The sequence below is a fragment of the Microbispora siamensis genome, assembly GCF_016863095.1.
In the GTDB taxonomy this organism is placed as follows: Bacteria; Actinomycetota; Actinomycetes; order Streptosporangiales; family Streptosporangiaceae; genus Microbispora; species Microbispora siamensis.
Window position 1 is genome coordinate 329,493 of sequence record NZ_BOOF01000004.1, and the last position, 24,858, is coordinate 354,350.

Annotated in this window: 24 protein-coding genes and 1 pseudogene; 14 read left to right on the forward strand and 11 right to left on the reverse strand. The window is 71.7% G+C overall.

Features of this window, described 5'->3' with window-relative positions; all coding sequences use genetic code 11:
- The first annotated feature begins 50 nt into the window (after positions 1–50).
- Together Msi02_RS05900 and Msi02_RS05905 are read left to right on the forward strand one after the other, a co-directional pair.
- Entirely contained in the window at positions 51–878 is an 828-nt protein-coding gene (locus tag Msi02_RS05900; protein ID WP_204047395.1) for an oxidoreductase, read from the forward strand.
- Between the two features lie 10 nt (positions 879–888).
- The gene (locus Msi02_RS05905) at positions 889–1,581 is read left to right on the forward strand and encodes a hypothetical protein (RefSeq protein ID WP_204047396.1); all 693 of its coding nucleotides are present in this window, start codon (positions 889–891) and stop codon (positions 1,579–1,581) included.
- On the opposite strand, the gene Msi02_RS05910 is transcribed toward Msi02_RS05905, so the two are convergent.
- The gene (locus Msi02_RS05910) at positions 1,571–2,911 is read right to left on the reverse strand and encodes a helix-turn-helix domain-containing protein (RefSeq protein WP_079312509.1); all 1,341 of its coding nucleotides are present in this window, start codon (positions 2,909–2,911) and stop codon (positions 1,571–1,573) included. The two genes, Msi02_RS05905 and Msi02_RS05910, sit on opposite strands and share 11 nt — an antisense overlap.
- Positions 2,912–3,077: 166 nt before the next feature.
- Between Msi02_RS05910 and Msi02_RS05915 the strand changes: the two genes are divergently transcribed.
- Entirely contained in the window at positions 3,078–3,305 is a 228-nt protein-coding gene (locus Msi02_RS05915; RefSeq protein ID WP_204047397.1) for a hypothetical protein, read from the forward strand.
- 126 nt (positions 3,306–3,431) lie between these two features.
- On the opposite strand, the gene Msi02_RS05920 is transcribed toward Msi02_RS05915, so the two are convergent.
- Positions 3,432–3,761, reverse strand: coding sequence for a hypothetical protein (locus tag Msi02_RS05920; protein ID WP_079312507.1), 330 nt, complete (start codon positions 3,759–3,761; stop codon positions 3,432–3,434).
- Between the two features lie 230 nt (positions 3,762–3,991).
- On the opposite strand from Msi02_RS05920, the gene Msi02_RS05925 reads away from it, so the two are divergent.
- The 6 genes and pseudogenes from Msi02_RS05925 to Msi02_RS43010 form a co-directional block, all read left to right on the forward strand.
- Positions 3,992–4,591 carry a PadR family transcriptional regulator gene (locus tag Msi02_RS05925; protein WP_079312505.1) on the forward strand — a complete coding sequence of 200 codons (600 nt, stop codon included), beginning with the start codon at positions 3,992–3,994 and terminating at the stop codon, positions 4,589–4,591.
- 196 nt (positions 4,592–4,787) lie between these two features.
- Positions 4,788–5,186, forward strand: coding sequence for an SgcJ/EcaC family oxidoreductase (locus tag Msi02_RS05930; RefSeq protein WP_204047398.1), 399 nt, complete (start codon positions 4,788–4,790; stop codon positions 5,184–5,186).
- A complete protein-coding gene (locus tag Msi02_RS05935) occupies positions 5,183–5,638 on the forward strand; it encodes a hypothetical protein (protein ID WP_204047399.1) in 456 nt (151 codons plus the stop codon). Before Msi02_RS05930 ends, Msi02_RS05935 begins: the two co-directional genes overlap by 4 nt.
- Positions 5,639–5,732: 94 nt before the next feature.
- The gene (locus tag Msi02_RS05940; protein WP_204047400.1) at positions 5,733–6,935 is read left to right on the forward strand and encodes an NAD(P)/FAD-dependent oxidoreductase; all 1,203 of its coding nucleotides are present in this window, start codon (positions 5,733–5,735) and stop codon (positions 6,933–6,935) included.
- Positions 6,932–7,822 carry an RNA polymerase sigma factor SigJ gene (gene sigJ, locus Msi02_RS05945; RefSeq protein WP_204047401.1) on the forward strand — a complete coding sequence of 297 codons (891 nt, stop codon included), beginning with the start codon at positions 6,932–6,934 and terminating at the stop codon, positions 7,820–7,822. The genes Msi02_RS05940 and sigJ overlap by 4 nt, the downstream gene beginning before the upstream one ends.
- Positions 7,823–7,852: 30 nt before the next feature.
- A pseudogene (locus tag Msi02_RS43010) lies at positions 7,853–8,131 on the forward strand (FAD-dependent monooxygenase); the annotation flags it as partial.
- A 67-nt stretch (positions 8,132–8,198) separates the two neighbouring features.
- Here Msi02_RS43010 and Msi02_RS05955 read toward each other — a convergent pair.
- From Msi02_RS05955 to Msi02_RS05970, 4 genes are all read right to left on the reverse strand, one after another.
- Positions 8,199–9,050 (reverse strand): carbohydrate ABC transporter permease, encoded by an 852-nt coding sequence (locus tag Msi02_RS05955; RefSeq protein ID WP_239108151.1) that lies wholly within the window; start codon positions 9,048–9,050, stop codon positions 8,199–8,201.
- Positions 9,047–10,132, reverse strand: coding sequence for a carbohydrate ABC transporter permease (locus tag Msi02_RS05960; RefSeq protein WP_239108152.1), 1,086 nt, complete (start codon positions 10,130–10,132; stop codon positions 9,047–9,049). The genes Msi02_RS05955 and Msi02_RS05960 overlap by 4 nt, the downstream gene beginning before the upstream one ends.
- Before the next feature lie 74 nt (positions 10,133–10,206).
- The gene (locus Msi02_RS05965; RefSeq protein WP_204047404.1) at positions 10,207–11,454 is read right to left on the reverse strand and encodes a sugar ABC transporter substrate-binding protein; all 1,248 of its coding nucleotides are present in this window, start codon (positions 11,452–11,454) and stop codon (positions 10,207–10,209) included.
- 37 nt (positions 11,455–11,491) lie between these two features.
- Entirely contained in the window at positions 11,492–12,535 is a 1,044-nt protein-coding gene (locus tag Msi02_RS05970; RefSeq protein WP_204047405.1) for a LacI family DNA-binding transcriptional regulator, read from the reverse strand.
- A 146-nt stretch (positions 12,536–12,681) separates the two neighbouring features.
- Here Msi02_RS05970 and Msi02_RS05975 point away from each other — a divergent pair, with 146 nt between their 5' ends.
- The 3 genes from Msi02_RS05975 (at position 12,682) to Msi02_RS05985 (ending at position 16,284) form a co-directional block, all read left to right on the forward strand.
- A complete protein-coding gene (locus tag Msi02_RS05975; protein ID WP_239108153.1) occupies positions 12,682–14,799 on the forward strand; it encodes an amylo-alpha-1,6-glucosidase in 2,118 nt (705 codons plus the stop codon).
- Positions 14,800–14,962: 163 nt separating this feature from the next.
- Positions 14,963–15,625, forward strand: a complete 663-nt coding sequence (locus tag Msi02_RS05980) for a hypothetical protein (protein ID WP_204047406.1) — start codon at positions 14,963–14,965, stop codon at positions 15,623–15,625.
- Between the two features lie 29 nt (positions 15,626–15,654).
- Complete coding sequence (locus tag Msi02_RS05985) at positions 15,655–16,284, forward strand: alpha-ketoglutarate-dependent dioxygenase AlkB (RefSeq protein ID WP_204047407.1); 630 nt, start codon at positions 15,655–15,657, stop codon at positions 16,282–16,284.
- Between the two features lie 65 nt (positions 16,285–16,349).
- On the opposite strand, the gene Msi02_RS05990 is transcribed toward Msi02_RS05985, so the two are convergent.
- Complete coding sequence (locus Msi02_RS05990) at positions 16,350–17,777, reverse strand: MFS transporter (RefSeq protein ID WP_239108154.1); 1,428 nt, start codon at positions 17,775–17,777, stop codon at positions 16,350–16,352.
- A 107-nt stretch (positions 17,778–17,884) separates the two neighbouring features.
- On the opposite strand from Msi02_RS05990, the gene Msi02_RS05995 reads away from it, so the two are divergent.
- A complete protein-coding gene (locus tag Msi02_RS05995) occupies positions 17,885–18,472 on the forward strand; it encodes a helix-turn-helix domain-containing protein (RefSeq protein WP_204047408.1) in 588 nt (195 codons plus the stop codon).
- 172 nt (positions 18,473–18,644) lie between these two features.
- Positions 18,645–19,640: an L-glyceraldehyde 3-phosphate reductase gene (gene mgrA, locus Msi02_RS06000; protein ID WP_204047409.1), complete on the forward strand. Its 996-nt coding sequence runs from the start codon at positions 18,645–18,647 to the stop codon at positions 19,638–19,640.
- A gap of 55 nt (positions 19,641–19,695) precedes the next feature.
- Here mgrA and Msi02_RS06005 read toward each other — a convergent pair whose 3' ends face one another.
- The 4 genes from Msi02_RS06005 to Msi02_RS06020 form a co-directional block, all read right to left on the reverse strand.
- Positions 19,696–20,664 carry an SDR family NAD(P)-dependent oxidoreductase gene (locus tag Msi02_RS06005; RefSeq protein WP_204047410.1) on the reverse strand — a complete coding sequence of 323 codons (969 nt, stop codon included), beginning with the start codon at positions 20,662–20,664 and terminating at the stop codon, positions 19,696–19,698.
- Between the two features lie 70 nt (positions 20,665–20,734).
- Positions 20,735–21,598, reverse strand: coding sequence for an NAD(+)/NADH kinase (locus Msi02_RS06010; protein ID WP_239108155.1), 864 nt, complete (start codon positions 21,596–21,598; stop codon positions 20,735–20,737).
- 34 nt (positions 21,599–21,632) lie between these two features.
- On the reverse strand, positions 21,633–23,081 hold the full coding sequence (locus tag Msi02_RS06015) for an ATP-binding protein (RefSeq protein WP_079312483.1): 1,449 nt from the start codon (positions 23,079–23,081) through the stop codon (positions 21,633–21,635).
- A complete protein-coding gene (locus Msi02_RS06020) occupies positions 23,078–24,736 on the reverse strand; it encodes an NAD(P)/FAD-dependent oxidoreductase (RefSeq protein WP_204047411.1) in 1,659 nt (552 codons plus the stop codon). Before Msi02_RS06020 ends, Msi02_RS06015 begins: the two co-directional genes overlap by 4 nt.
- Between the last annotated feature and the right edge of the window lie 122 nt (positions 24,737–24,858).

Genomic DNA, 24,858 nt, shown 5'->3' on the forward strand with positions numbered 1-24,858 from the left:
CGGCACGGGGGAGAGTGGTCGCACTGATCACGAAGACGAGGAGTGGGACTATGACCGGACGGGTGTGGTTGATCACCGGATGCTCGGCGGGCTTCGGCCGGGAGCTGGCCGAGGCCGCTCTGGCCGCGGGGGACCGGGTGATGGCGACGGCGCGACGCCCCGAGACGCTGGCGGACCTGGTGGAGACGGGCGGCGAGCGGGTGCGCAGCGCCCGGCTGGACGTCACCGACGCCGCGTCCGTCGACGCGGCGGTGGCCGAGACCCTGTCGGCCTTCGGCCGGATCGACGTCGTGGTGAACAACGCCGGCCACGGGTCGGTGGGAGCCGTCGAAGAGTTCGACATGGCCGACCTGCGCGCGCTGATGGAGGTCATGTTCTTCGGAGCGGTGGCCGTGACCAAGGCGGTCCTGCCGCATCTGCGCAGGCAGGGGAGCGGGACGATCGTCCAGATGAGCTCGATGGGCGGACAGCTCAGCATGCCGGGGTTCGGCGCCTACTGCGCCGCCAAGTTCGCCCTTGAGGGACTGTCGGAAGCGCTCGCCGCCGAGGTCGCGCCCTTCGGCGTACGGGTGCTGATCGTGGAGCCGGGCGCGTTCCGCACCGAGTTCGGCGGTCACCGCATGCACCGCTCGGAGCCGATCGACGCCTACCGGGTGTCCACGGGCGTGACCCGGGCCTTGGTGGACGACATGGACGGCACCCAGCCGGGGGACCCGGCCAAGGTCGCGCAGGCGATCCTCCAGGTCCTCGACCACGACGAGCCTCCGCTGCGGCTCGCCCTGGGCGACGACGCGGTCGACGGCATCCGGGCCCACCACGAAATGCTCCGCGCCGACCTGGACGGCTGGGAGAAGCTCAGCCGGGCGATGAGCATTTAGAGTTGCCGGGGTGACGGCTGATCACGATGTCGACCTCGTGCCGCTGCTCGGCCGGGCATGGGGGACGGCCAGCCACCGGGACGCGCTGGCCGACCTCGTCGGGCTCGGCTGGACGCCGTGCGGGGTGGGTGACTGGGCCGTCGGGCTGCGTTCGCCGCGCGGCCTGCTCGCGGCGCGGGTCTGCCCCTTCGACCCGGCGTATCCCGCCTTCCTGGAGCTGTGCCGCCGCTGCCCCGGCAACCCGTACCTGCCCCGGGTGGCGCTCACGGAGGCGCTCGACGGCGGCGGTTCGCTCACGGTCCTGGAGTTCCTGGCCCCGGCCGAGCAGGCCGAGGCGGCGCAGGTCGCCCGGCGGTGGCGCGAGGGGGCGGGCGACGAGGCGTTCGACGCCGTACGGCGCACCGCCCTCGCCGTGGACGAGGAATGGCGGGCGCGGATGCCGTGGTGGGACGGGATCGACCTCAACCACGGCAACGTCCGCCGGGCGGTGGACGGGAGGACCGTGCTCGTCGACGTCTTCTGCATGGACGGGGCGTCGCTCTACCGCCAGGTGCTCGACGACTCCGCCGTCGTGCGCGAACGCCTGTCCGCCGCCGCGACGCGACACCTGCTGGACATCCCGTTCATCGCCCGCGAGAGTTCCCCGGCCGAGATCGAGGCGCTGCGCGTGGCGTGGCGGGCGGGGGCCGTGGTCACATCGTGAGCTCGGGGTGTCGGGAGCGGCCGAGGTCGGTCAGCCGTTCGTCCAGTGCCCGGGTGTCCGCCGCGGGCGGCAGGATCTTCAGCACCCCGCGGACGCGGTCGTGCCCGATCACGTACCACTGGTCCTCGAGCGCCTCGACCGCCTGCCTGAGGTGTTCGGCGGCCTGGTCGCCGTCGGTGGGGGCGTGGGCGGCGGCGAGGTCGGCGAGCAGCACCGAGCGCTGCTTGCCGCCGTTCGGGCCCAGGTCGTCGAGCGCCTTGCGCAGCCGTCGGGCCGCCTCCTCGTGGTTGCCCGCCGTCAGCGCGCTGTAGCCGGCGAAGCCGTCGAGCCTGGCCCGCTCGAAGAAGTCCAGCCAGGCCGGGTCGTCCCCGCCCGCGTCCACCATGTGGTCGGCGCGGTCGATGTGGCGCATGCACTCCTTCGGCTCGCCGCAGCGCGCCGAGATCTCCGACGCCACGCAGTGTAGCCACGCCCTGGTCAGCGGGCCGACGCCGTGCCAGGCGTGCGCGAAGGCCGCGTCCAGCAAACCCAGGGCGTCCGTACGGTTGCCCTCGAACCCCGGCACGAACGCCGCGTGGGCGAGCACGGCTGCGGCGAGCGGATGGTCGCCGCACTCCCGGGTGGCGGACAGGGCCATCCGGTAGAGCCGCGCGGCGGTGGGGCCGTCGTTCAGGTCGAAGAACGCCACCCTCCCCGACAGCAGGGCCGAGCGTGCGGCCGCCTCGGCCAGCGTCTGCCTGACCGCTCCCTCCGGCGCCGCACGCAGCAGGCTCATGCCGAGCCGGGTGTGCGCGACCGACGCCTGGAAGATGTCGTCCGGCGGCGAGGTCCAGTAGAGGGCGGCCTGCTTGTCGACCACCCGGGCGAACGCCTCGGCCGACTCGGCGTCGACCCCGCGCCCGCGTTCCACCGCCGCGGGAAGACGCTCGCCGCCCTCACCGAGGAGCGGGGCGAGCACGCCCGCGCTGAGGAGCCCCCGCAGGAACGTGGAGCGGTCGATGCCTTCTGCGACGATCATGCTCAGCAGCCTCCGTATCTCGTCCACCACCTCCGTGACCGGCCGCATGGCCATCTCGTCGGGGGTGAGCAGTCCCAGCTCGCTCGCGGGCTTGTCGAAAATCGTCACGAGATGCTTGCGGTAGCGCGGATCCGGCCACCGCTCGCCGGTCTCCCACCGCCGCACCGTGTTGGCCGTCAGGCCGGTGTCCTTCTCGTCGCACGACCGCATGGACGTACGGATGCGCTCGCACAGCTCCTCGTAGGACCACCCGCGCTGCAGGCGTTCCCACGCGAGCCGGCGGTTCGGCGGATGGCGGTGGTTGGCCGGCATGTCGCACCCCCAGCACACTGTGTCAGCGTGACACGCTGACACTACGGGAGATTCTGTGTTCGCGTGGCTACTGGCTGTGATTGGACGTCCTCTGGCTGATACTCCAACCGCTCTAAAAGCGCTTAGCTTGGCCCACTTCCGCGAGCAGCCGTTGGAGATGGGTGACATGACCACGTTGGAGGACATCGCACGGGTCCATACCGGCTGGATCATCTGGCGGTCGGACGTCGGCCGTTGGTGGGCGACCAGGCGCGGGCCGGTGGACCTCGACGCGATCCGCATGGGATGCGCGATGACGCTCGACGCCGACGACCCCGAGGCCCTCGACGCCGCTCTGGCCGCTCAGGCCGAGTTGACCGCCGAGTTCGCCGCCGACCCCGCCGCCACCGGGTGACCGGGGGCCGCGGCGCGGTCGGCGGCCGTGCCGGAGACGGTCCCTGATGTAGTGGACGACGTGGACCGCGCAGGCGCCGTTGCCGGCGTCTGCGCGATCGGTGACCATCCGCCCGCCCTCCGCTGTTCAGACGAGGAGATCGGGCCGGAGGACGTCCGCCTGGAGGATGCGCTCGATCTCCTTCTCGTCCGCATTGTGTCCCGTCTGCCGCCGCAGTTCCTTCCGTACGGCGTCGAGGATCACCGGCGTGAGCAGAACTCGGACGAGGGACTTCGGGGCCGTCGCCGCACGGGCCTTCCACAGGTCGTCTATCAGGCGGCGCTTGAACGCCTCCTTGCTGAGGTAGAAGAGCGCGTCGGCCTTCCCACCGAGCCCGCCTTCGTCGAGGAGATCGACCTCCAGGGCCAGGTCGATGACGACAGGGAGGCCGCCTCGGATTCCCGCTTCGGCTGCCATATGAGCCGTCACCGTGGCCCCTTGCTCGGCATCATCACGGACAGGCGCTCCTCCATCGCGTTGATCGTTGTCGCGGGCTGACCCATGCCGATTTCGTGGCGATCGCCGACTGGTTGGCGCAGCTGTAGCCGATTCAGCCGCCCGTGACGCCTTCCGGCCTTCGGGCAGGGGCTTCCCGCTTTAGGTGCATCTCGCTATAGTGCGGATTGCAATAGGGCAAAGGGGGAGTGATGGCGCGGGGACGGGCGGACAGGGACCTGGTCGGGTTGACGGTGCTCGCCCTCCTGTCCGTACGGCCCGCCCACCCCTACGAGCTGCACCGGTTCGTCATCGACACGCACAAGGACTACATCAGCGGCCTGCCACGCAGCCTCTACCACGCGGTCGACCGGCTGGCCCGCGAGGAGCTCATCGCCCCCGTGGAGACCAGCAGGGAGGGCCGCCGGCCGGAGCGTACGGTCTACCGGGTGACCGAGGAGGGACGGGCCGAGTTGAGCACCCGGCTCCGCCGCCTCCTGGAACAGCCGGACGGCGACACCAAGGTCTTCCTGGCCGCGGTGTCGCTGATGGGATGCCTTCCGGTCCCCGAGGCGGAGCGGGCGCTGAGCACCCGCGCCGCCACGCTGGAGGGCGCGATCGTCTCCGCCGACGCGCACATCGCGGCACTCACCGGATCCGGCCTGCCGCGCGTGCTGGTCCTGGAAGTGGAGTACGACCGGGCGATGAAGGCCGCCGAGCTGGAGTGGGTCCGCGCGACCCTCGCCGAGATCCGGTCCGGACAGGTCTCCTGGAGTGCCGATTCGAACACCGGGCAGCTCGACCCGCAGTGATGCGCCGGCCGGATGCGCCAACATCCGGCCGGCGCCGGACCCGACCACCGCGAAGCGGCCGATCAGGGCGGGAGTGTCTGACGAAGGCTGTCCGTCGCGAGCCTGGGCCACGCGTAGCAGGGCATGATTCGTCAGACACGACCTGGCACTCCGAAGGATAGGCGGCTTCGCGGTCGTCCGAGAGGAGCCGTACGACATGTCCGACGACATCCACCGCCTGCTCGACGCGCTGACCGCGGCCTGGAACGACGGAGACGCCGCCGCCTTCGCCGGGCTGTTCACCGAGGACGCCGACTACGTGACGTTCTTCGGGGCCCGCATGGAGGGCCGCCGAGCCATCGAGGACAGCCACCGGGCGCTGTTCGAGGGCCCGCTGAAGGGGTCCCGGCTGGGCGGCCCCGCCACCGCGCCGCCGCTGCGGAAGATCCGCTTCCTCAGCCCGGACGTGGCACTGGTCGTGACCACCGGGGGCTCGGCCCTGCCGGACGGCACGGCCGACCCCGGCCGCGACTCGATCATGACCTTCACCGCGGTCAGGGAGGGCGACGGCTGGCGCTTCGCGTCGTTCCAGAACACGCGGATCGGCACGCCGTGACGTCCGCGGGAACCCTCCTGTGCGAGGTGCGCGGCGTCGTCGAGGCGCCGGTCGAGCGCGTGGCCGGCCTGCTCCTGCGCGTACGGCCGGGGCCGGTGGGGCGTGACAACTGCTTCCCGCTGGCGGAGCACGGCGGGACGCTCACGGGCGGGCCGGACCGGTTCGTGCTCGCCGCGCCCGGCCACACGATGACGGTCGAGGTGGGCCCGGATCTGCTGGCCACGCAGGGCGGCTGGTGGTATCGGGGCGAATACCGCATCGCGCCCGATCCGGCCGGCACGTTGCTGGTGCACCAGGTCCGCAACGTGGCCGAGAGCCTGCGCTGGGGAGTGCCCCTCGTCAACGGGTTCTTCCGGCAGCTCGGGCCGCGGACGCGCGACGGCTTCGCCGTACTGCTCGACCGGGTGGGCGCAGAGCTGGGCTGCCGGGCCCGCCTGCTGGACAGGCGCTGAAGAGGTCCCGGAGTGGATGTGCCCGCGCTACGCGAAGTGACGTCTGTCACATCGCGTGATGTCACGTCTCAGCGATCAGCGGTGTCCTGAGGGCATGACCGAACACAACATGCTCCACAAGGTCGTGGTCATCGGTGGCGGTTACGCCGGAACGCTCGCGGCCAATCGCCTGCGGGCGCGCGATGACGTCGACGTCACCCTGGTCAACCCCCGTCCGGAGTTCGTCGAACGCATCCGGCTGCACCAGTTCGTGGCCCGTACCGGCGACGCCACGATCGACTACGGCACGCTGCTCGGCGAGGGCATCCGCTTGGTCGTCGACAGCGGCACGCGCATCGACACCGCCGCGCGCAGGGTACGGCTGGCGTCGGGTCGTACCTTGGACTACGACTACGTCATCTACGCGGTCGGCAGCACGGCGGCGACACCCTCATCGGTGCCCGGCGCGGCCGAATTCGCGTTCGACATCGCTGAGTTGGAATCCGCGCGGCGGCTGCGCGCCAGGCTGGAGGAGTTGCCCCTCGATGCTCCGGTCACCGTGATCGGCGGCGGGTTGACCGGCATAGAGACGGCCGCCGAGCTGACCGAGCAAGGACGCAGGGTCACGCTGGTGTGCGGCCGCGCCCTGGCGCCGACGTTCAGCGCACCTGGCCGCCGATACATCGCCAAATGGCTGACCCGGCACGGTGTCGCCGTGCTCGAGGCCGCTGCGGTGAGCGAGGTGCGGCCGGACGCGGTCGTCCTTTCCGACGGTTCCGCCGATGGCGGGGTGCGTCCGAGCGCGCTCACCATCTGGACGGCCGGTTTCGGCGTGCCGGCGCTGGCCGCCGCGAGCGGGCTGCGCACCGACGCGCTCGGCCGGCTGCTCACCGACGAGACGCTGACCAGCGTCGACGACGATCGCATCGTCGCGGCCGGCGACGCCGCCGCGCCGTCGGGTCAGCCGCTGCGGATGAGCGGCTACGCCGCCGGGCCGCTCGGGGCACGGGCCGCCGACACCGTGTTGAGCCGGATCGCGGGGACCGAACCGGCGGTGATCGACCTGGCCTTCACGGGAGCGTGCGTCAGCCTCGGCCGGCGCACGGGGATCCGGCAGCTGGCCCGCAAGGACGACACCGCGGTGAACGTCTTCATCGGCGGCCGCGTGGGCGCGGTGATCAAGGAGGTGACCTGCAAGTTCGTGGTGGCGAAGCGGATCCGCCTCGAGGCGCGCAAGCCGGGTTCCATGACCTGGCCCAAGGGCGGCCGGCGTTTTGAGCAGCCGGCCTCCGCCGCGCGGGTGGTCACCTCCCCGTGAGCACCGACGAGCATGCCGAGCGGTTCACCCTGTTGCGGCCGCTGCTGTTCACGATCGTCTACGAGATCCTCGGCTCGGTGACCGAATCCGACGACGTGCTGCAGAACGGCTATCTGCGGTGGGCGGAAGTGGACCTCGCGACGGTGCGGGACACCAAGTCGTATCTGGCACAGCTGGTGACCCGGCAGGCGCTCAACGCCATGCGGACGAGCGCGCGCCGTCGCGAGGACTACATCGGCTCGTGGCTGCCCGAGCCGCTGCTGCTCGACGAGAACGACGCGTCGACCGATGTACTGCTCGCCGAGTCGGTGTCGATGGCGATGCTCGTCCTACTCGAAACGCTCACCCCCGATGAGCGTGCGGTGTTCGTGCTGCGCGAGGTGTTCGGCTTCGAGTACCACGACATCGCCGCGGCGGTGGGCAAATCCGTGGCGACGGTGCGCCAGGTGGCGCACCGCGCTCGCGAGCACGTACGGGCGCGGCGCAAGCGCTTCGAGCCCGCCGACGCCGCCACGACCGCGCGGATCACCGAGCGGTTCATGACCGCGGCGGCCACCGGTGACCTGGAAGGGCTGCTCTCGCTGCTCGCGCCGGACGTCACCTGGACCGCCGACAGCGGCGGCAAGACCACCGCAGCGCGCCGGCCGGTGGTGGGCGCGGAAAAGGTGGCCGCGGTCCTCATGAACCTGTTCCGTCTGGAGCGGCTGGCGGACCTGCGGATCGAGAGGGTCAACTGCAACAACACGCCCGCGATGGTCCTCAGCGGCGAGCGCCTGGAAGGGGTCTTCCTGATCGAGATCGCCGATGGGAAGATCACCAACTTCTACGCCATCCGGAACCCGGACAAACTTCTCGCGGTGGCGGTTCCACGTCAGATCAGCCGGTAGGAGCGGGCGGCAAGCAGGTCGCCATCGCGCATGTCCGTCACGCGGGCCGGGGCCGGCGACCCATGTCCCGAGTTCGATCACGTCGCCGACCGGGACGAACCGGTGACCCTGGAGACCCTCCGCACGGCCTTGATCAGGATCGCCGGGACGGATTACGGCATGCACTCGCCGCGCCGGCTCTCCCGCCACGGCGACGCGGCGCGCCAGGCCGGCCGTTACCGAGAGGGCCGGGTTCTCCTCGCCGGCGACGCCGCGCACATCCACTTCCCGGCGGGCGGTCAGGGCCTGAACACGGGCGTGCAGGACGCGCTCAAGTCACTGAAAGCGATCCCCGGACCGGCCCGGCGGGGGCCGGTCCGGGGACGGCCACTGGGCGTCAGCCCTTCTCCGCGCCCTCGTTCGCGCCGCGTACGAAGTAGCGCTGGAACACCACGAAGATGACGGCCACCGGGATCGTGGCGAGCACGGCGGCGCCCAGCTTGAGCGGATACTGCGTGCCCTTGCCGAGCGAGCCGCTGACCAGGTCGGCGATCCCTCGCGGCAGCGTGAACAGTTCCGGACTCTGCACCGCCACCAGCGTGTGCGCGAACTCGTTCCAACTGCCCTGGAAGGAGATGATCGTCAGGGTGATCAGGGCCGGTCGTGCCATCGGCAGCACCACCGACCAGAAGGTGCGCCACACCCCCGCGCCGTCGATGCGCGCGGCCTCCTCCACGCTCACCGGGACCGACTCGAAGAACTGCTTCATGATGAAGACGCCCGCGGCGTCCACGATCAGGGGCAGGATCAGCGCCGTGTAGCTGTCGTACAGGCCGAACTGGTTGAGCACCAGGAACTTCGGCACGAACAGCACCACGGGCGGCACGGCCATGACCCCGATGACCGCGGAGAACAGCGCCTTGCGGCCCCGGAAGCGGATCCGCGCCAGCGCGTACCCGGCCATCGAGCACAGCAGCACCCGCCCGGCGGTGACCAGGATCGTCACCAGCACCGAGTTGCCCAGCCAGAGGGGCAGGTCGGTGTTGAGGAAGACCTTCTCGTAACCGCTGGTCGTGAAGGGATGGGGGATGGGCGACAGCGCGTTCGCGGCGGCGTCCGGCTCGGTCTTGAACGAGTTCGCGACCTGGATCACGAACGGGTAGAGGAAGACCAGCGCGAAGAAGACCAGCACGAAGTAGCCCGCGAAGGTGGAGGCGAGCGAGCGGGGGTCCCGGCGTTTCACGGTCACGACCTCCTCGTACGGCGGGCGGGGTCCCGGTCGCGCATGATCCACCGTTGGACCAGTGCGAGCACGACGATGATGGCGAACAACACGAACGAGATGGCCGTGCCCGAGCCGTACTCGAAGCTCCGGAAGGCCGTCTGGTACGACAGGAAGGCCGGGGTGAGGGTGGTCTTGGCCGGGTTGCCCTGGCTCATCACGTAGACCTGGTCGAAGACCTGCCAGGTCGCGATGAGGCCGAGCGTCAGCACCAGGAACAGCGTGGGCTTCAGCAGCGGGAGCGTGATGTGCCGGAACCGCTGCCAGCGCCCGGCCCCGTCGAGCATGCCGGCCTCCTCCAGCGTCACCGGGATGTCCTGGAGCGCGGCCAGGAACATCAACATGAACGTTCCAGACGTCGTCCAGACGACCAGCATGATGATCGTGCACATCGCCACGCTCGGCCCCGACAGCCACTCCCACCACGACAGCCCGAACGGCCCGCCGTCCGTCAGCGCCGCCGGCGGATCGGCCGGGTCGACCAGGCCGAGCCCCCCGAGCAGCAGGTGGAGCACGCCCCGCGAGTCGGAGAACCACTGCGGGCCGTCGATCCCGAACAGCTTCAGCAGGCTGGTCACGGCGCCCGAGTTGGCGAAGATGAACAGGAACACGACGCTGATCGCCACCGAGCTGGTGACCGAGGGGAAGAAGAACGCGGCGCGGAAGAACGTCTTCCCCTTCAGCATCCTGGCGTTCACGATCAGGGCGAGGCCCAGCGCCAGGACCGTCTGGGCCGGCACGACGATCGCGACGTAGTAGAAGTTGTTCCGCACGCTGGTCATGAAGTCCTGGCGGGCCAGGCCGTCCTCGGTGAACAGCCGGGTGTAGTTCTCCGTCCCCACGAACGGCACGCCCGAGCGGAACGGGCTGCCCTGGCCGTTCCAGTCGGTGAGGCTGACCCACATCGCCATCAGGATCGGCAGCAGCATGAACAGGCCCAGGATCACCACCACCGGCGCCACGAACAGCCAGCCCGCGATGTTCTCCCGCACGGCGGCGCTCAGCCGGGGGCCGGGCCGCGTGGCCCGTGCGGGTGCGGTGTCGGCCACGGTCACTCCTTCCGGTCGGCGGGGCCCCGGCCGTCACCGGCCGGGGCCCGCTCCGTCTCGCGTCGGCTCTCGCGTCAGCCGAGGGCGGCCTGGGTGTTCTTCTGCAGACGCTCCAGCAGCGCCTTCGGGTCGCTGGAGGTGAGCTTCTGGATGCCGGTGTCGAAGTCGGCCAGGACGCTGTCCATCTTCGGCGCGTTGACCGGGCCCTGGGCGTAGTCGGCGCCGTTCACGAACGGGCCGTCGGCGGGGAACTCCTTGGTGTAGGCGTCCTTGGCCGACTGCCGCGAGGGCATGACGCCGAAGGCCTTGGCGAAGGCCATCTGCTGGTCGACGGTGGTCATCGCCTCGACGAAGTCGATCGCCTGCTGCTTGTACTTGCTCTTGGAGGAGATGCCCCAGCAGTTGGTGAACGACAGGGTGCCCTTGCCCTTGGGCCCGGCCGGGAGCTCGTGCACGCTGTACTTCACGTCGGGGAAGTCGGCCTTCAGGGCGCCCTTGATCCAGTTGCCTTCGATGGTCATCACGGCCTTGCCCTTGCCGAACGCCTCACCGCCCCAGCCCGCGTCGAGCTGGCTGGGGAACTGGGCGAGCTTGTCCTTGAGCAGCGACTGGACGTACTGGAGGGCCTTGAGGTTCTCCGGGGTGTCCGCCGTCGCCTGCTTGCCGTCGGGGCTGGTGATCCAGCCGCCCGCCTGCACCAGGAACGCGCCGACCCGGTCGCGCGTGTCGCCGATCGCGAGCGGCGTGACGCCCTTGGCCTTGAGCTTCTCGCTCACCGCCTTGAGCTGGTCCCAGGTGGTGGGCACGTCGCCCTCGCCGAGCCCGGCCTTGGCCCACAGGTCGTCGTTGATCACCAGGGCGAGGGTGGAGAAGTCCTTCGGCGCGCAGTAGAACTTGCCGTCGTAGGTGAACGTGGTGCGCAGGCTCGGGTAGAAGTCCGACGCCCCGGACAGCTTGTCGGCGTACGGCTCCAGCGCGCCCACGCTCGCGTAGTCGGCGAACCGGGAGGCGTCCACGTAGAACACGTCGGGCGGGTTGTCGCCCGCGAACGCCTGGCCGAGCTGCTGGGCGAGGTCCTGCGCCGGGGTCACGGTCGCCTTCGAGCCCGACTTCTGCGCCCAGGCGGCGGCGGCGTCCTTCACCGCGGTGGTCTCCGCGTCGCCCGAGGAGCCGATGAGGATCTGCAGCTCGGCGGGGCCGCTGCTCTGCTGGGCGGGAGCGGCCGCCTTGTCGTCGTCGAAACCGCTGCCGCAGGCGGCCGAGGCAAGGAGGGCGGCGCAGGCGGCGCCCAGCGCCGCCGTCCGTACGGTTCTGTTCTTCATGAGGATTCCCGATCTTCGTTGAGGGGGACGCGCCGGTTCACGCCGATTGGCGGACGACCAGCGAGGGTTCGAGCAGCACGTTCGCCGGCGCTTCGCCGGGGTCCGCCTGGCCGTCGAGGAGTGTGGTGAGGAGCGCCACGCAGTGCGCGGCGGCCTGCGCCAGCGGCTGGCTCAGGCTGGTCAGGCCGACGGCCTTGGCCACCGGCGTGTCGTCGAAGCCGATCACCGCGACCGGCCGTTCCGCCGCGTCACTGCCGGGCCGCCAGGCGAGGCCGGGGGAGCGGGCGGCGTGCAGCGCGCCGAGCGCGAGCGAGTCGCTGGCGCAGACGAGAGCGGTCACCCCGAGGTCCGACCGCAGCAGGTCGTGGGCGGCCTTCTCGCCGTCGGCCACCCCGTCGCTGGTGGCCCGGCTCAGGCCGGCGGGGTCCACGCCCGCCGCGGCGAGCGTGCGTGACCAGCCCTCGCGGCGGTCGTCGCCGACCCCGGAGCCGGACGGCCAGCCGAGGAAGCCGATCACGCGATGGCCCGCGTCGAGCAGGTGGCGGGTGGCCGCGGCCGTGCCGGCCGCGCCGTCCACGTCCACCCAGGCATGGGAGGCGCCCGCGGAGTCCGCGCTCCAGGGGCGTCCGAAGGTGACGAACGGCACCTTGCGGTCCAGCAGCCAGGCCGTGCGCAGGTCGCCGTGGTGGGTGCTGGTCAGCACGAACGCGTCCGGCTCGTACGCGCCGAGCAGGTCCTCGAACGTGTCGACCTCGGCCTGGTCGTCGTCGGCCGTGTAGAGGAGCACCCGGTAGCCGGAACGTGCCGCCGACTCGGTCAGGCCGTGCAGGAAGCGGTCGAGCACCGAGCCGTTGATGCCGTCCCGGTCGGGCTCGATCCGGATGGCGATCAACCGGGACCGGCCGGTGCGCATCTGGCGGGCCGCCTGGTTGACCCGGTAGCCCAGCTCCTCCACCGCCCGCAGCACCCGCTGCCTGGTCTCCTCGCGGACGACGTCCGGGCTGTTCAGGACGTTCGAGACCGTCTGGCGTGACACGCCGGCGAGCCGGGCCACATCGGCGATCGTCACCTTTTCGGTCATGTCCTGCCCTTCTGGGGGTTTGAACGTTCAAGGAGGAGTAAGGCATGATTAGATCGATCAAAATAAACTGAGTGTTTCGCAATGTGCACCCCCGGCGACCACATGTCAAGGTCAAAGCCGGCGATTCGATCCAGGAGGGCCCATCGGTGCTCGTCGGAGCCACGCCCGGTGCGGGTGGCGAGTTCGCCACCGGCACGGCGTACCGCCTGCAACCGCCACTGCACGAGCTGGTCAGCACCGTCATGGCGCCGACCGGGGCGCTGAGCGGCGCTGACGGCCAGATCCGCCCCTTCGGCGTCCAGGGGCTCTTCCACGCCGATCACCGGGCGCTGTCGCAGGCGACGCTGCTCGTGAACGGCCGCGAGCCCGAGGCGATCGGCCACGTCCACGAGGAGGCCGGGCGCACCCGGTTCGTCTCGCTCGCCCGCTGGCTCGGCGACCCCCACCCCGACCCCACCGTGCGGCTCGAACGCGTCCGCGAGGTCGGCGCGTACGGCATGAGCGAGCGCGTGGAGATCACCTCCACCGCCTCCGTCGCCGTGACCGCCTCGGTCACGGTCGAGCTGGGCTGCGACTTCGCGCCGATCGAGGTCGTCAAGTCGGGCGGCGACACCGCGCCGGCCGAGCCCGACGGCCCCCATACGGGTCCCGGCGGCCTGTCGTGGCGGAGCGGCGGCATCCGGGTCACGGCCGTGGGCGAGGACGCCCGCTCGGAGACCGCCGACGGCACCCGGTTGCGCTGGGAGCTGAGCCTGCCGCCGGGCGGGTCGGCGACGCTGCGCTGGGAGGTCGTCGTGGACGACCCCGCCGCCGTCGTCGTCACGCCGGCCAGGACGCTGGAGTGGACCAGGCCCGAGGTCACCGCCGCCGACCGGCGGCTGACCCGGTTGCTGAACCAGTCACTGGAGGACCTGCGGTCGCTGCGGCTCGCGGAGGCCGGCGCCCCCGGCGACACCTTCCTCGGCGCCGGCGTGCCCTGGTTCCTCACGCTCTTCGGGCGCGACAGCCTGTGGGCCGCCCGGATGCTGCTGCCGCTCGGCACCGACCTCGCCGCCGGCACGCTGCGGGTGCTCGCGCGCCGGCAGGGTACGCGGGTGGACCCCACCTCGGGCGAGGCGCCGGGGAAGATCATGCACGAGCTGCGGCGGCACGAGTTCACCGTCGAGGGCAACGGCCTCCGGCTGCCCGCGGCCTACTACGGCACGATCGACGCCACTCCCCTGTGGATCAGTCTCCTGCACGACGCCTGGCGGTGGGGGATGCCCGAGCGCGAGGTCGCGGCGCTGCTGCCGAACATGGAGGCCGCGCTCGGCTGGCTCGCCGACTTCGCCGACCCCGACGGCGACGGGTTCGTGGAGTACATCGACACCTCCGACCGCGGCCTGGCCAACCAGGGCTGGAAGGACTCCGGCGACTCCATCCGGTTCCGCGACGGCAGCCAGGCCAAGCCGCCGATCGCGCTCGTCGAGGTGCAGGGCTACGCGTACGAGGCGGCGAGGAACGCGGCGTCGCTGCTGCAGGCGTTCGGCCGGCCCGGCGCGGGCCGGTGGAACGAGCACGCCGACGCGCTGGCCGAGCGGTTCCGCGCCCGGTTCTGGGTGGACGGCCCGCACGGGCGCTTCCCCGCGCTCGCGCTCGACACCGACAAGCGGCCGGTGGACGCGCTCACCAGCAACATCGGCCACCTGCTCGGCACCGGCCTGCTGTCGGAGGAGGAGTCGGCCCAGGTCGCGAAGCTGCTGGCCGCCCCGATGATGAGCGGCGGCTACGGGCTGCGCACGATGTCGTCCGGCGACGGCGGCTTCAGCCCGCTGTCCTACCACTGCGGCTCGATCTGGGCGCACGACACCGCCATCGTGCTCGCCGGGCTGGCCAGGGCCGGGTTCGCCGCGCAGGCGGCCGGGCTCGCCGAAGGGCTGCTCGCGGCGGGGGAGGCGTTCGGCTACCGGCTGCCCGAGCTGTACGCCGGGGACAGCGCCGGCCCGCGCCCCGGCCTCGGCAGGCCCATGCCCTACCCGGCGGCCTGCCGGCCCCAGGCGTGGTCGGCCGCGGCGGCCGTGACGATCGCGCACGCCGCGCTCGGCCTGTACCCCGACGTGCCGGCGGGGCGGGTGCTGCTGCGGCCCATGGCCGGGGCGCCGCTTGGTGCGCTGTCGGCCCGGGGACTGCGGGTGGCGGGCGCGGAGGTGAGCGTCGCCGTGGACGCGGCGGGCCACGCCACCGTCACCGGCCTGCCGCCGGGTCTCGACCTCGACGTGCGGTGACGAGTTCGGTCGATCCGAAGGGCCTGGATCCGCTGCTTTCGTCCCGGAGGTAGGGGCGAAAGCAGGGATTCATGTTGACATCGTTGTTCCGTGAAGAGAGCATTGCTCTCGAAACGGAGCGATGACCAGGCTCCGTTCGTCGTGCCCGACGATGGGAGCCGCCATGACATCCGTCCTGCCTGCCCGTGCCCGGCTGACCGGCCTGTCCTTTCTCGGAGCCGGGATCTTGTTCGTCCTGTATCCCGTGGTCCGGCCGTACTCCGACGAGACCTCGCTGTCCGGGGCCGCCGCGATGGCGTCGCCGGCCTGGGTGGCGGCGCACCTGTTCGCGGTGGCCGGGTTCGTCCTGCTCGCGCTGGGAGTGCTCGGGCTGCACCTGCTGCTGGACCCGGCGCTGGATCGTCCGCTCGCTCTGCGTGCCACCGTGGTGACGTGGATCGGCGCCGGACTGACCCTGCCGTACTATGGTGCGGAGGTCTTCGGGCTGAACGTCATCGCCGCGAGGGCGGTGCGGGACGGCGACGCGTCACTGCTGGCGCTGGCCGACGAGTTCCGGTTCGGCCCGGCGGCGGTCACGATGTTCGTGGCCGGGCTCGCGTTGCTCGGCCTCGGCGCGGTGCTGGCCGCCGTCGCCGCCGGTCGGTCGGGGATGCTCCCCCGGTGGAGCGCCGCTCCGCTCGCTGCGGGGTTTCTGCTGTTCATCCCTCAGTTCTTCGGCACTCCCGAGATCCGCATCGCCCATGGCGTGTTGATCGCACTCGGTGCGGTGTGGCTGGCGGTGGCGGTGTGGCGCTTGGGGCGGCGCTCCCTCGCGCTCGCGACATGATCGAATAACTGTTCTAATATGCTGGCCTTATGACGGCTTTTCAGGCTTCGCTGCTGGATTGGGGCGAGGATGTTCACGTCGGCCCGCTCGGTTCGTCGGTGCGGCGCACTCCCCTGGAGCGCGGCGCCTGGATCGACGTCCGGCCGCACTGGATCGAGGGGGCCGACGCGCTCTTCGAACGCCTGCTTGAGGCGGTGCCGTGGCACGCCGAGCGCAGGCACATGTACGACCGGGTCGTGGACGTGCCCCGCCTGCTGAAGTTCTACGACGAGGACGAGGAGCTTCCCGACCCGGTGCTGGCCCAGGCGAAGGACGCGCTCAACGCCCACTACCAGGAGGAGCTCGGCGAGCCGTTCCGCACGGCCGGGATGTGCCTCTACCGCGACGGCAGGGACAGCGTCGCCTGGCACGGCGACACCATCGGGCGGGGGAGCACGCAGGACACCATGGTCGCGATCGTGTCGGTCGGCACGCCGCGCCCGCTGCTGCTGCGCCCTCGCGGCGGGGGCGGCCCGACGTTGCGGCACGAGCTGGGCCACGGCGACCTCATCGTCATGGGCGGGAGCTGCCAGCGCACCTGGGAGCACGCGATCCCGAAGTCGGCCACGGTGATCGGCGCCCGCATCAGCGTCCAGTTCCGCCCGAGAGGCGTACGGTGACGGCACCCTTCGCGGCGGGGTGCCGCCTGCCGGCATCCGCTATGAGCCGCGTCCCGTAGGCGGCGTCAGCCGGGTCCGCCCGCTCCGACCTTCTCGGCCTTGTCGGCCCGCCTCCCGCCGGCCTGCGGCTTGCGCTGCCCGCGGGCGGCCGGTGCCGACAGGGCGGTGACGAGCACGAGCAGCCCGCAGGCGGCGACCATGAGCCAGCCGGGACGCGACGCCTGCGCGAGCCGCGCCGCCGGGGTGTCGGCGATCATGCTTCCCGCGACGGCGATGCCGAGGGCCGCGCCGATCTGGCGGGCGCTGGAGGTGAATCCGCCGGCGACACCGGCGCGGGCGGGCGGCAGGCCGCTGACCGCGGTGTTGGTGATCGGGGCGTTCGCGAACCCGAACGCGGCCCCGACGAGCAGGTAGGCCAGCGACAGCAGCCGGAGGTCGGTGTGGTCGCCGACGCCCACCAGGCACAGGCCGCCGGTCGCGAGCAAAGCGCCCGCGAGCAGCAGCGGCGGGCGCGCGCCGAAACGCCCGACGAGCACTCCGGAGAGCGGTGCGCACACGGTCGCGGCCAGGGCCATCGGGAGCGTGACGACCCCCGCGGCGATGGGGGTCATGCCCCGGGCGTGCTGGAGGTAGAGGGTGTTGAGCAGCAGCGTCGCGTTGAGCGCGACGAACACCACGACCGCGCCGGCGACGGCGGCGGCGAAGGGCGGGTGGCGGAACAGCCGCGGATCCACCAGCGGCTCCCTCCGCCGCGACTCGACCCACCCGAAGGCGGTGGCGGAGACGGCGACGACCGCGTAGCCCGCGACGGCCGCGGGCGACCCCCACCCGACACGTGGTCCCTCGATCAGCACGGCTACCGAGGAACCGACCGTGACGGTCAGCAGCGCCTGCCCCGGGACGTCCAGCCGGCGCGGCCGCTCCGCGCGGGACTCCGGGACGAAGAGCGCGGTCAGCGCCAGCGCCACCGCGACGACCGGCACGTTGACCCAGAAGACCGACCGCCACCCGGCGGCCGAGACGAGAGCGCCGCCCGCGACGGGCCCGGCGGCCATGCTGACGCCGAAGACCGCCGCCCACACCCCGATGGCCCGGGCCCGCTCCTTCGGCTCGGTGATCACGTTGACGACGATCGCGAGCGCGACCGGGCTGAGCATCGAGCCGCCGACACCCTGCACCACGCGGGCCGCCACCAGGACGCCGACGGACGGCGCGAGCGCGCACGCCACGGACGCGGCGCCGAACACGACCAGCCCGAGCCGGAACACGCGCCGCCGTCCCAGGCGGTCGGCCAGTGCGCCCGACGAGATCAGCAGGCTGGCCAGCACGAGCGTGTACGCGTCGACCGTCCACTCCAGTTCGCGGGTGCCGACCCGCAGGCCGGCCCCGATCGACGGCAGCCCGACGTTCACGATCGTCGTGTCCAGCCCGACCAGGAACAGGCTCAGACAGCAGATCGCCAGCACCGTCCAGCGTCTGCGCGAGGTTTCCATGGATGCTCCTTAAGACGCACGAGGATTCGCGACAAACTGTCGGGCCGAGAGGAGCCGCCGGAACAGGAAGTTTGCGATAACCGCAAAATCCGGCCACGCTGGCAGGCGTGGACGCCGAACTGGAGCAGACGCTCGCCTCGATCGGGCCCCGGCTGCGGGCGCTTCGCCGTGACCGCGGCATGACCCTGGAGGCGCTGTCGGCGGCGACCGGCATTTCGGTGAGTGGCCTGTCGCGGCTGGAGTCCGGCAAGAGGCGCCCCACCCTCGAACTCCTGATCCCGATCGCGCGGGCACACCGCGTCGCGCTGGACCAGCTCATCGCCGCCCCGGCGACCGGCGACCCGAGGGTCCACCTGACCCCGGTGCGGCACCGCAAGCGCGACGGGACCGTCATCGTGCCGCTGACGCGCTATCCGGGCCGCCTCCAGGTCTTCAAGCAGGTCATCGCCCCGGGCCCGCGCAGGCTCGTCACGCACGCCGGGTACGAATGGCTGCTCGTTCTCGCGGGAGAACTGCTGCTCGTGCTCGGGGACCGCGAGCTCACGCTCGGACCCGGCGAGGTGGCCGAGTTCGACACGGCCGAGCCGCACTGGTTCGGCCCGCGTGGCGAGCGCTCCGTCGAGATCCTCCACATCTTCGGCCCGCGCGGGGACAAGACGCGCGTGCGTGCTCGCCCGGCTCAACCGCCCGGCTGAGCGCCGCCCCCCCTGTGCCGACCACCCCCGCCCCAGCCGCTCCGCCCTGTGCCGACCACCCGCCCGGCTGAGCGCCGCCCCCTGCCTGCGCCGTTGACATGTGCGGTTTGCTGGTAGTCCTTGAGTAAGGCCGCGGCAAAGGACCGGCCCAGTCGCGCAAGAAAGGCCACGCATGATCCCGCACCCCTACGTCCCCGCCCCCGCTCGATACGACGACATGCGGTACCGGCGCAGCGGAAGGAGTGGCGTGCTGCTTCCCGAGATCTCCCTCGGGCTGTGGCACAACTTCGGCGACGGCCACCCGCTCGACGTGCAGCGCGCCGTCCTGCGCCGGGCCTTCGACCTCGGCATCACCCACTTCGACCTGGCCAACAACTACGGCCCGCCGTACGGCTCGGCGGAGGAGAACTTCGGCCGCCACCTGCGCGCGGACTTCCGGCCCTACCGCGACGAGCTGTTCATCTCGACGAAGGCGGGCTACGACATGTGGCCCGGGCCGTACGGCGAGTGGGGGTCGCGCAAGTATCTGCTGGCGAGCCTCGATCGGTCGCTGAGCCGGATGGGCCTCGACTACGTCGACGTCTTCTACTCCCACCGGCCCGACCCGGACACCCCGATCGAGGAGACGATGGGCGCCCTCGACACGGCGGTGCGCTCCGGCAAGGCGCTCTACGTGGGCATCTCGAACTACTCGGCCGAGCAGACCGAGCGGGCCGCCGCCGTGCTGCGCGAGCTGGGCACCCCGCTCCTGATCCACCAGCCGCGCTACTCCATGCTGGACCGCTGGGTGGAGGACGGCCTGCTGGACACGCTGGAGCGGGCCGGGGCGGGATGCATCGCCTACTCGCCGCTGGCCCAGGGCCTGCTCACCGGGCGCTACCTCGACGGCGAGGTGCCGGCCGACTCGCGGATGGCGATCGGCCACTTCCTGAAGCGCGACCGGCTCACCCCTGAACTGCTGGAGACCCTGCGCGGCCTCAACAAGATCGCCCAGGAGCGCGGCCAGTCGCTCGCGCAGCTCGCACTGGCGTGGATCCTGCGCGATCGGCGGGTCACGTCCGTGCTGGTCGGGGCGAGCTCGGTCGAGCAGCTCGAACAGAACGTCGCCGCCCTGGCCGCGCCCCCGCTCACCGCCGAGGAGCTGTCCGAGATCGAGAGCCTGCTGTAGGCCATGCGGACGCGGTCCCGGGGCCGGCACGCGTGCGCCGCCCCGGCCGTCCGCGTCAGGAGAACGCGTCGACGCCGGTGAGCTCGCACGACAGGTCCCAGAGCCGGGACGCCTCCTCCGGGTCGATCGCCCACGGCTTGACCCCTCCGCTCTTCATGTCGTCGGCCGTGGCGACCTCGGCGACGTCGCAGTCCTGGCAGTAGACCCCGCCGTGCTCCGCGAGCAGGGGAGAGGTCGCCGCCCAGACCGTCGTGGCCGCGCCCTGCTCCGGGGTCTTGAAGCCCTCCGCCGCCGTGCCGTCGGGAGAGATCCAGCCCAGGGCGATCTGCTCCTCGCGGGGGATGTGCCGCTGGAGGGGAGTGAGGATCTCGCCCGGGTGCAGGGAGAAGGCCCGTACGCCGGAGGCCGCCCCGAGCGCGTCGAGACGCACGGCGAACAGGATGTTCGCCGTCTTCGACTGGCCGTAGGCCAGCCACCTGTCGTACCCGTCGCGGAAGTGGATGTCGTTCCATCGGATCCCGGTCGCGAAGTGGGCGGCGGAGGACACCGACACCACCCGCGACCCTCCGGGGGCCAGGGCCGGGCGGAGGCGGTTGACGAGGGCGAAGTGACCGAGGTGGTTGACCGCGAAGTGGGCCTCCCACCCGGGACCGACGCGGGTCTCCGGGCAGGCCATGATGCCCGCGTTGGCGATGAGGATGTCGATGGTCCTGCCGGTCTCCACAAGCGTCTCCGCGAACACGCGAACGCTGTGCAGGTCCGCCAGGTCGAGTTCGCGGGTCTCCGTGCCCGGGATGTCGCGCAGCGCCTCCTTCGCCGCCGCCGGCCTGCGCGCGGGGACGATCACCTGAGCTCCCGCCGCGCTCAGCGCCCGCGTCGTCTCCAGGCCGAGCCCGGAGTAGCCCCCGGTGACCAGGGCCGTCCGCCCGGACAGATCGATTCCCGCGAGCACCTCACGCGCGGTGCTGCGGGCACCGAAACCACTGCCGATCCTGTGCTGGCCGATCTCGTGCTGTGTCGTCATGAGAAGGACGCTAGGAACTGGAGCGTGCTCCAGGTCAAGCCGTACGATCCGCGGCGTGCGGGGCGGCGGGTCAGTCGACCTCGGCGCTGCCGTTCACGCGCAGCTTGCGGCGGGCCCGCTCGTAGAAGGTGGTCGTCCCGAGCCGCACCACGCGGGCGGCGGCGCGCAGCGCGGTCACCGTGAGCCGGTCGCCGGGACACAAGTGGCCGCCGATGGTGCCGTCGACCTCCAGCGCGAGCTGCCCGCTGGTCGGGAGCACGTCGAGCGTCACCTCCTCGTCCGCCGACAGGACCAGCGCCCGGTTGAACGCCGAGTGGGCGGCGGCCGGGACGACGAGGAAACCCTCGACGGTGGGGGAGACGATCGGGCCGCCCGCCGAGAAGCTGTACGCGGTGGACCCGGTGGAGGTGGAGACGATCACGGCGTCGGCGGCGTACCGGACGAACGGCTCGCCGTAGACCGAGACGGACACGGCCGCGAGCCCGTCGCCGGGGATACGGACGAGGGCGATGTCGTTGAACGCGGTCACCATACGGCCGTCGTGGCTGGTCGCCCGGACCGCCATGCGCGGCTCGACCGTGTATCTGTGCTCGTCGATGGCGGACAGCGCGGGCGCCAGCTCGTCCACGTCGATCTCGGCGAGGAAGCCGAGCCGCCCGAGGTTGACCCCGAGGACGGGGGTCGGCCGCCCGGCGATCAGGCGCATCGTGCGCAGCATCGTGCCGTCGCCGCCGAGGCTGACGAGCAGGTCGGACCGCCTGACCAGGGTCGGGGCGTCCACCGCGATCGCGCTGCAGTCGATGCGGCCGACCTCGTCGGGCAGCCCGAGCACCGTGCAGTCCCGCTTGCGCGCCCACTCGACGATCGTGTCGATCGCCTCCTTGGAGTCGCGTTGCGGGTGCAGGACGAGACCCACGGTGCTGACCATGCCCATGCCCACACTGTACGGCCAGGCCGTACGGATGGCCTTATCGAACGGGCTCCCGCGTCGCCTGGTCCACCGGCAGGTAGACCCGGAACCGGGTGTCGCCGGGACGCGAGTCCACCCTGATGTCCCCGTGGTGCTTGTTGACCACGATCCGATAGGAGATGTCCAGGCCCAGGCCGGTGCCCTCGCCGACGGGCTTGGTGGTGAAGAACGGCTCGAAGATGCGGGGCCGGACCTCGGGCGGGATGCCGGGGCCGGTGTCGCCGACCTCCACGATCAGGTGGCCGTCCTTGCGCCGGGTGCGGAGGGTCAGCGTGCCCGTGCCGTCCATCGCGCCGAGCGCGTTGTCGATGAGGTTGGTCCACACCTGGTTCAGCTCCGCCGCGTACGCCGGGATGGGCGGCAGCGACCTGTCGTACTCCTTGACCGTGCGGACGCCCTCGGGGATCTTGCCGTGCAGCATGGTCAGCGTGGCGTCGAGCAGATCGTGCACGTCGACGATCTGGTGCGGGGCACGGTCGAGCTGGGAGTACTGCTTGGCGGCGGCGACCAGGCCGGAGATCCGGTTGACCGCGTCGTCGATCTCGCACATCAGCAGTTCGGTGTCCACCGTGTAGGTGAGCCACCGGACCGCGGCCTCCAGGTTCTCCTCGCCCACCGCCCCGGCGATCTGGTCCAGCCAGGCCGCGTCGAGGCCGCCGGCCACCAGCGTCGCCGCCAGGTCCCAGCCGCCGACGATGTCGTGGTCGTCCAGCCAGTCGGCGACCGCGTCCTCGGCGTCGGAGCGCGCCAGCGGCGTGAGGTCGGGGGCGGAGGCCGACCGCTTGACCGCGTCCTCCTGGAGCTCCACCAGGTCGTGCAGCTGACTGCCGTCCAGCCGCCCGTCGGCGATCATGGCGAGCTTGTGCCGCATGCCCGCCACCCGCTCGCGCAGCGCCGACGTCGCCCGTACGGCGGCGGCCGCGGGGTTGTTCAGCTCGTGCGTCAGGCCGGCCGACAGCGAGCCGAGCGCGAGCAGCCGCTCCCGCTCGCCGACGATCGTCTGGGTGGCGCGCATGCCGAGGAACAGCCCCTCGAGCAGGTGCATCGCCATCGGGAACCACTCGCGCACGCAGGCCCCGATCACCTCGGCCGGGAGCACGAAGAACTCGGCGTCGGTGACCGCGGTCAGCGTGTTCATGTAGAGCTGGGAGAATTCCCCCGTGATGTACGCCTGGGTGGCGCCGCCGTACACCCCGCGCTGGTCGGTGCGGCTCACCTCGACCTCGTCGCCCTGCACCCGCCTGCTCATCGCGACCGTGCCGCGCAGCAGCACGAAGAAGCAGGTGGCGGGGTCGCCCTCCTGGTAGACGCGGGTCCCGGGGAGCCGCCGCTCCACCCGGCCCGCCTCCGACAGGCGGGCGAGCTGCGCGTCGTCCAGCGCCTCGAACAGGAACAGGGTGCGCAGCTCGTCAGGCGACAGTGTCGGCTCACTCGGGTGGTCGGTCATCGAGCCTCCAGATAACGGTGGACGAGCGAGACCGCCATCGCGCCCTCGCCCACGGCCGAGGCCACGCGCTTGACCGATCCGGCCCGCACGTCGCCCGCCGCGAAGACGCCGGGCATGCTCGACTCCAGGTGATAGGGGTCCCTGGACGGCGTCCATCCGGCCGGGCGGCGGCCGTCCGCGAGCAGGTCGGACCCGGTCAGCACGTAGCCGCCTGCGTCGCGGGCGACCACGTCGCCGAGCCAGTCGGTGCGCGGTTCCGCCCCGATGAAGACGAACAGCCACGAGGCCGGGACGGCGGTCGTCAGGCCGGTCCGCCCGTCGCACAGGATCAGGCGCTCCAGATGGTCGCGGCCCTCGCCGCCGACCACCTGCGTGCGCGGATGGACCTCGATCGACGGAATGGCCTCGATCTGATCGATCAAATACCGCGACATCGACCGGGTGAGGTCCTCTCCCCGGATGAGCATGTGCACCTTCCGGGCGTACCGGGAGAAGTACACCGCCGCCTGCCCGGCCGAGTTCGCCCCGCCCACGATGTAGACCTCTTCCCCGGCGCAGCTCGGGGCCTCGGTGGCGGCGGCTCCGTAGAAGACGCCCCGGCCGGTCAGGTCGGCCAGGCCGGGCGCGTCCAGGAGCCGGTAGGACACGCCGGTCGCCAGCACGACCGTGTGCGCCGTCACGGCGGTGCCGTCGCCGAAGTGCAGCAGGGTGGCCGAACCGTTCCTTTCGAGGCCGACGACCTCCCGGGTGGTGAGCAGTTCGGTGTTGAACTTCAGCGCCTGCCTGCGGGCGCGGTCGGTGAGCTGGGCGCCGGAGACCCCGTCGGGGAAGCCCAGGTAGTTCTCGATCCGGCTGCTCTGCCCGGCCTGGCCGCCGGTGGCCCGCTGCTCCACGAGCAGGGTGCGCAGTCCCTCCGACGCGCCGTACACCGCGGCGCCGAGGCCGGCGGGGCCCGCGCCGATCACGGCGAGGTCGTAGAGGTCCGAGGCCGGCGTGGTGGCCATGCCGACGTGCGCGGCGAGATCGGCCTCCGTGGGCCGCGCCAGGGCCTTGCCGTCCGTGGTGATCACCACCGGCACGTCCGCCTCGCTCATCCCGGCGGCGGTCAGCAGGCGTACGCCCTCGGCCTCGTCGGCCCGCAGCCAGCGGTACGGCACGAGGTTGCGGGCCAGGAAGTCGCGCACCGTGAACGACTGCGCCGACCAGCGATGTGCCACGACCTTGGTCTCCGGCATCGTCACCGCGGGGGTGGCGAGCCAGGACTCCAGCAGCGCGTCCAGCACCGGGTAGAGCTTCTCCTCCGGCGGGTTCCACGGCTTGAGCAGGTAGTGGTCGAGGTCGACGATGTTGATCGCGTTGATGGCCGCGTCGGTGTCCGCGTACGCGGTCAGCAGCACCCTGCGCGCCAGCGGGAAGATGTCCATGGCGGCCTCGAGGAACTCGATGCCGTTCATCTGGGGCATCCGGTAGTCGGCCAGCATGACGGCGACCTGCTCGCCGCGCAGCTTGATCTCGCGCAGCGCGTCGAGCGCGCTGGGGCCGGACTCGGCCCGGATCACCCGGTAGCGGTCGCCGTATCGGCGGCGTACGTCACGAGCCACGGCCCGGGAGACGGAAGGGTCGTCATCGACGGTGAGGATCGCGGCATTCTGCACAACTCACACGGTACTGGCGGATCTTCCCTGATCGGCACTCCCGGGACATAGGTCCCACGGTAGGGGGACGTTCGCCGGTCGCCCCGCCGCCGATCGTGGCCAAGGCTGGGGAAGACGAAGGA

Excerpts from the sequence above, each read along its gene's own strand:
- Msi02_RS05915 (WP_204047397.1), top strand. The coding sequence starts at position 3,078 with ATGACCACGTTGGAGGACATCGCACGGGTCCATACCGGCTGGATCATC.
- Msi02_RS05900 (WP_204047395.1), top strand. The coding sequence starts at position 51 with ATGACCGGACGGGTGTGGTTGATCACCGGATGCTCGGCGGGCTTCGGC.
- Msi02_RS05965 (WP_204047404.1), bottom strand. The coding sequence starts at position 11,454 with ATGAAGAACAGAACCGTACGGACGGCGGCGCTGGGCGCCGCCTGCGCC.
- Msi02_RS05980 (WP_204047406.1), top strand. The coding sequence starts at position 14,963 with ATGACATCCGTCCTGCCTGCCCGTGCCCGGCTGACCGGCCTGTCCTTT.
- mgrA (WP_204047409.1), top strand. The coding sequence starts at position 18,645 with ATGATCCCGCACCCCTACGTCCCCGCCCCCGCTCGATACGACGACATG.
- Msi02_RS05930 (WP_204047398.1), top strand. The coding sequence starts at position 4,788 with ATGTCCGACGACATCCACCGCCTGCTCGACGCGCTGACCGCGGCCTGG.
- Msi02_RS06015 (WP_079312483.1), bottom strand. The coding sequence starts at position 23,081 with ATGACCGACCACCCGAGTGAGCCGACACTGTCGCCTGACGAGCTGCGC.
- Msi02_RS05920 (WP_079312507.1), bottom strand. The coding sequence starts at position 3,761 with ATGGCAGCCGAAGCGGGAATCCGAGGCGGCCTCCCTGTCGTCATCGAC.
- Msi02_RS06010 (WP_239108155.1), bottom strand. The coding sequence starts at position 21,598 with ATGGGCATGGTCAGCACCGTGGGTCTCGTCCTGCACCCGCAACGCGAC.
- Msi02_RS05970 (WP_204047405.1), bottom strand. The coding sequence starts at position 12,535 with ATGACCGAAAAGGTGACGATCGCCGATGTGGCCCGGCTCGCCGGCGTG.
- Msi02_RS05990 (WP_239108154.1), bottom strand. The coding sequence starts at position 17,777 with ATGGAAACCTCGCGCAGACGCTGGACGGTGCTGGCGATCTGCTGTCTG.
- Msi02_RS05940 (WP_204047400.1), top strand. The coding sequence starts at position 5,733 with ATGACCGAACACAACATGCTCCACAAGGTCGTGGTCATCGGTGGCGGT.
- Msi02_RS05910 (WP_079312509.1), bottom strand. The coding sequence starts at position 2,911 with ATGCCGGCCAACCACCGCCATCCGCCGAACCGCCGGCTCGCGTGGGAA.
- Msi02_RS06005 (WP_204047410.1), bottom strand. The coding sequence starts at position 20,664 with ATGACGACACAGCACGAGATCGGCCAGCACAGGATCGGCAGTGGTTTC.
- Msi02_RS05925 (WP_079312505.1), top strand. The coding sequence starts at position 3,992 with ATGGCGCGGGGACGGGCGGACAGGGACCTGGTCGGGTTGACGGTGCTC.
- Msi02_RS05985 (WP_204047407.1), top strand. The coding sequence starts at position 15,655 with ATGACGGCTTTTCAGGCTTCGCTGCTGGATTGGGGCGAGGATGTTCAC.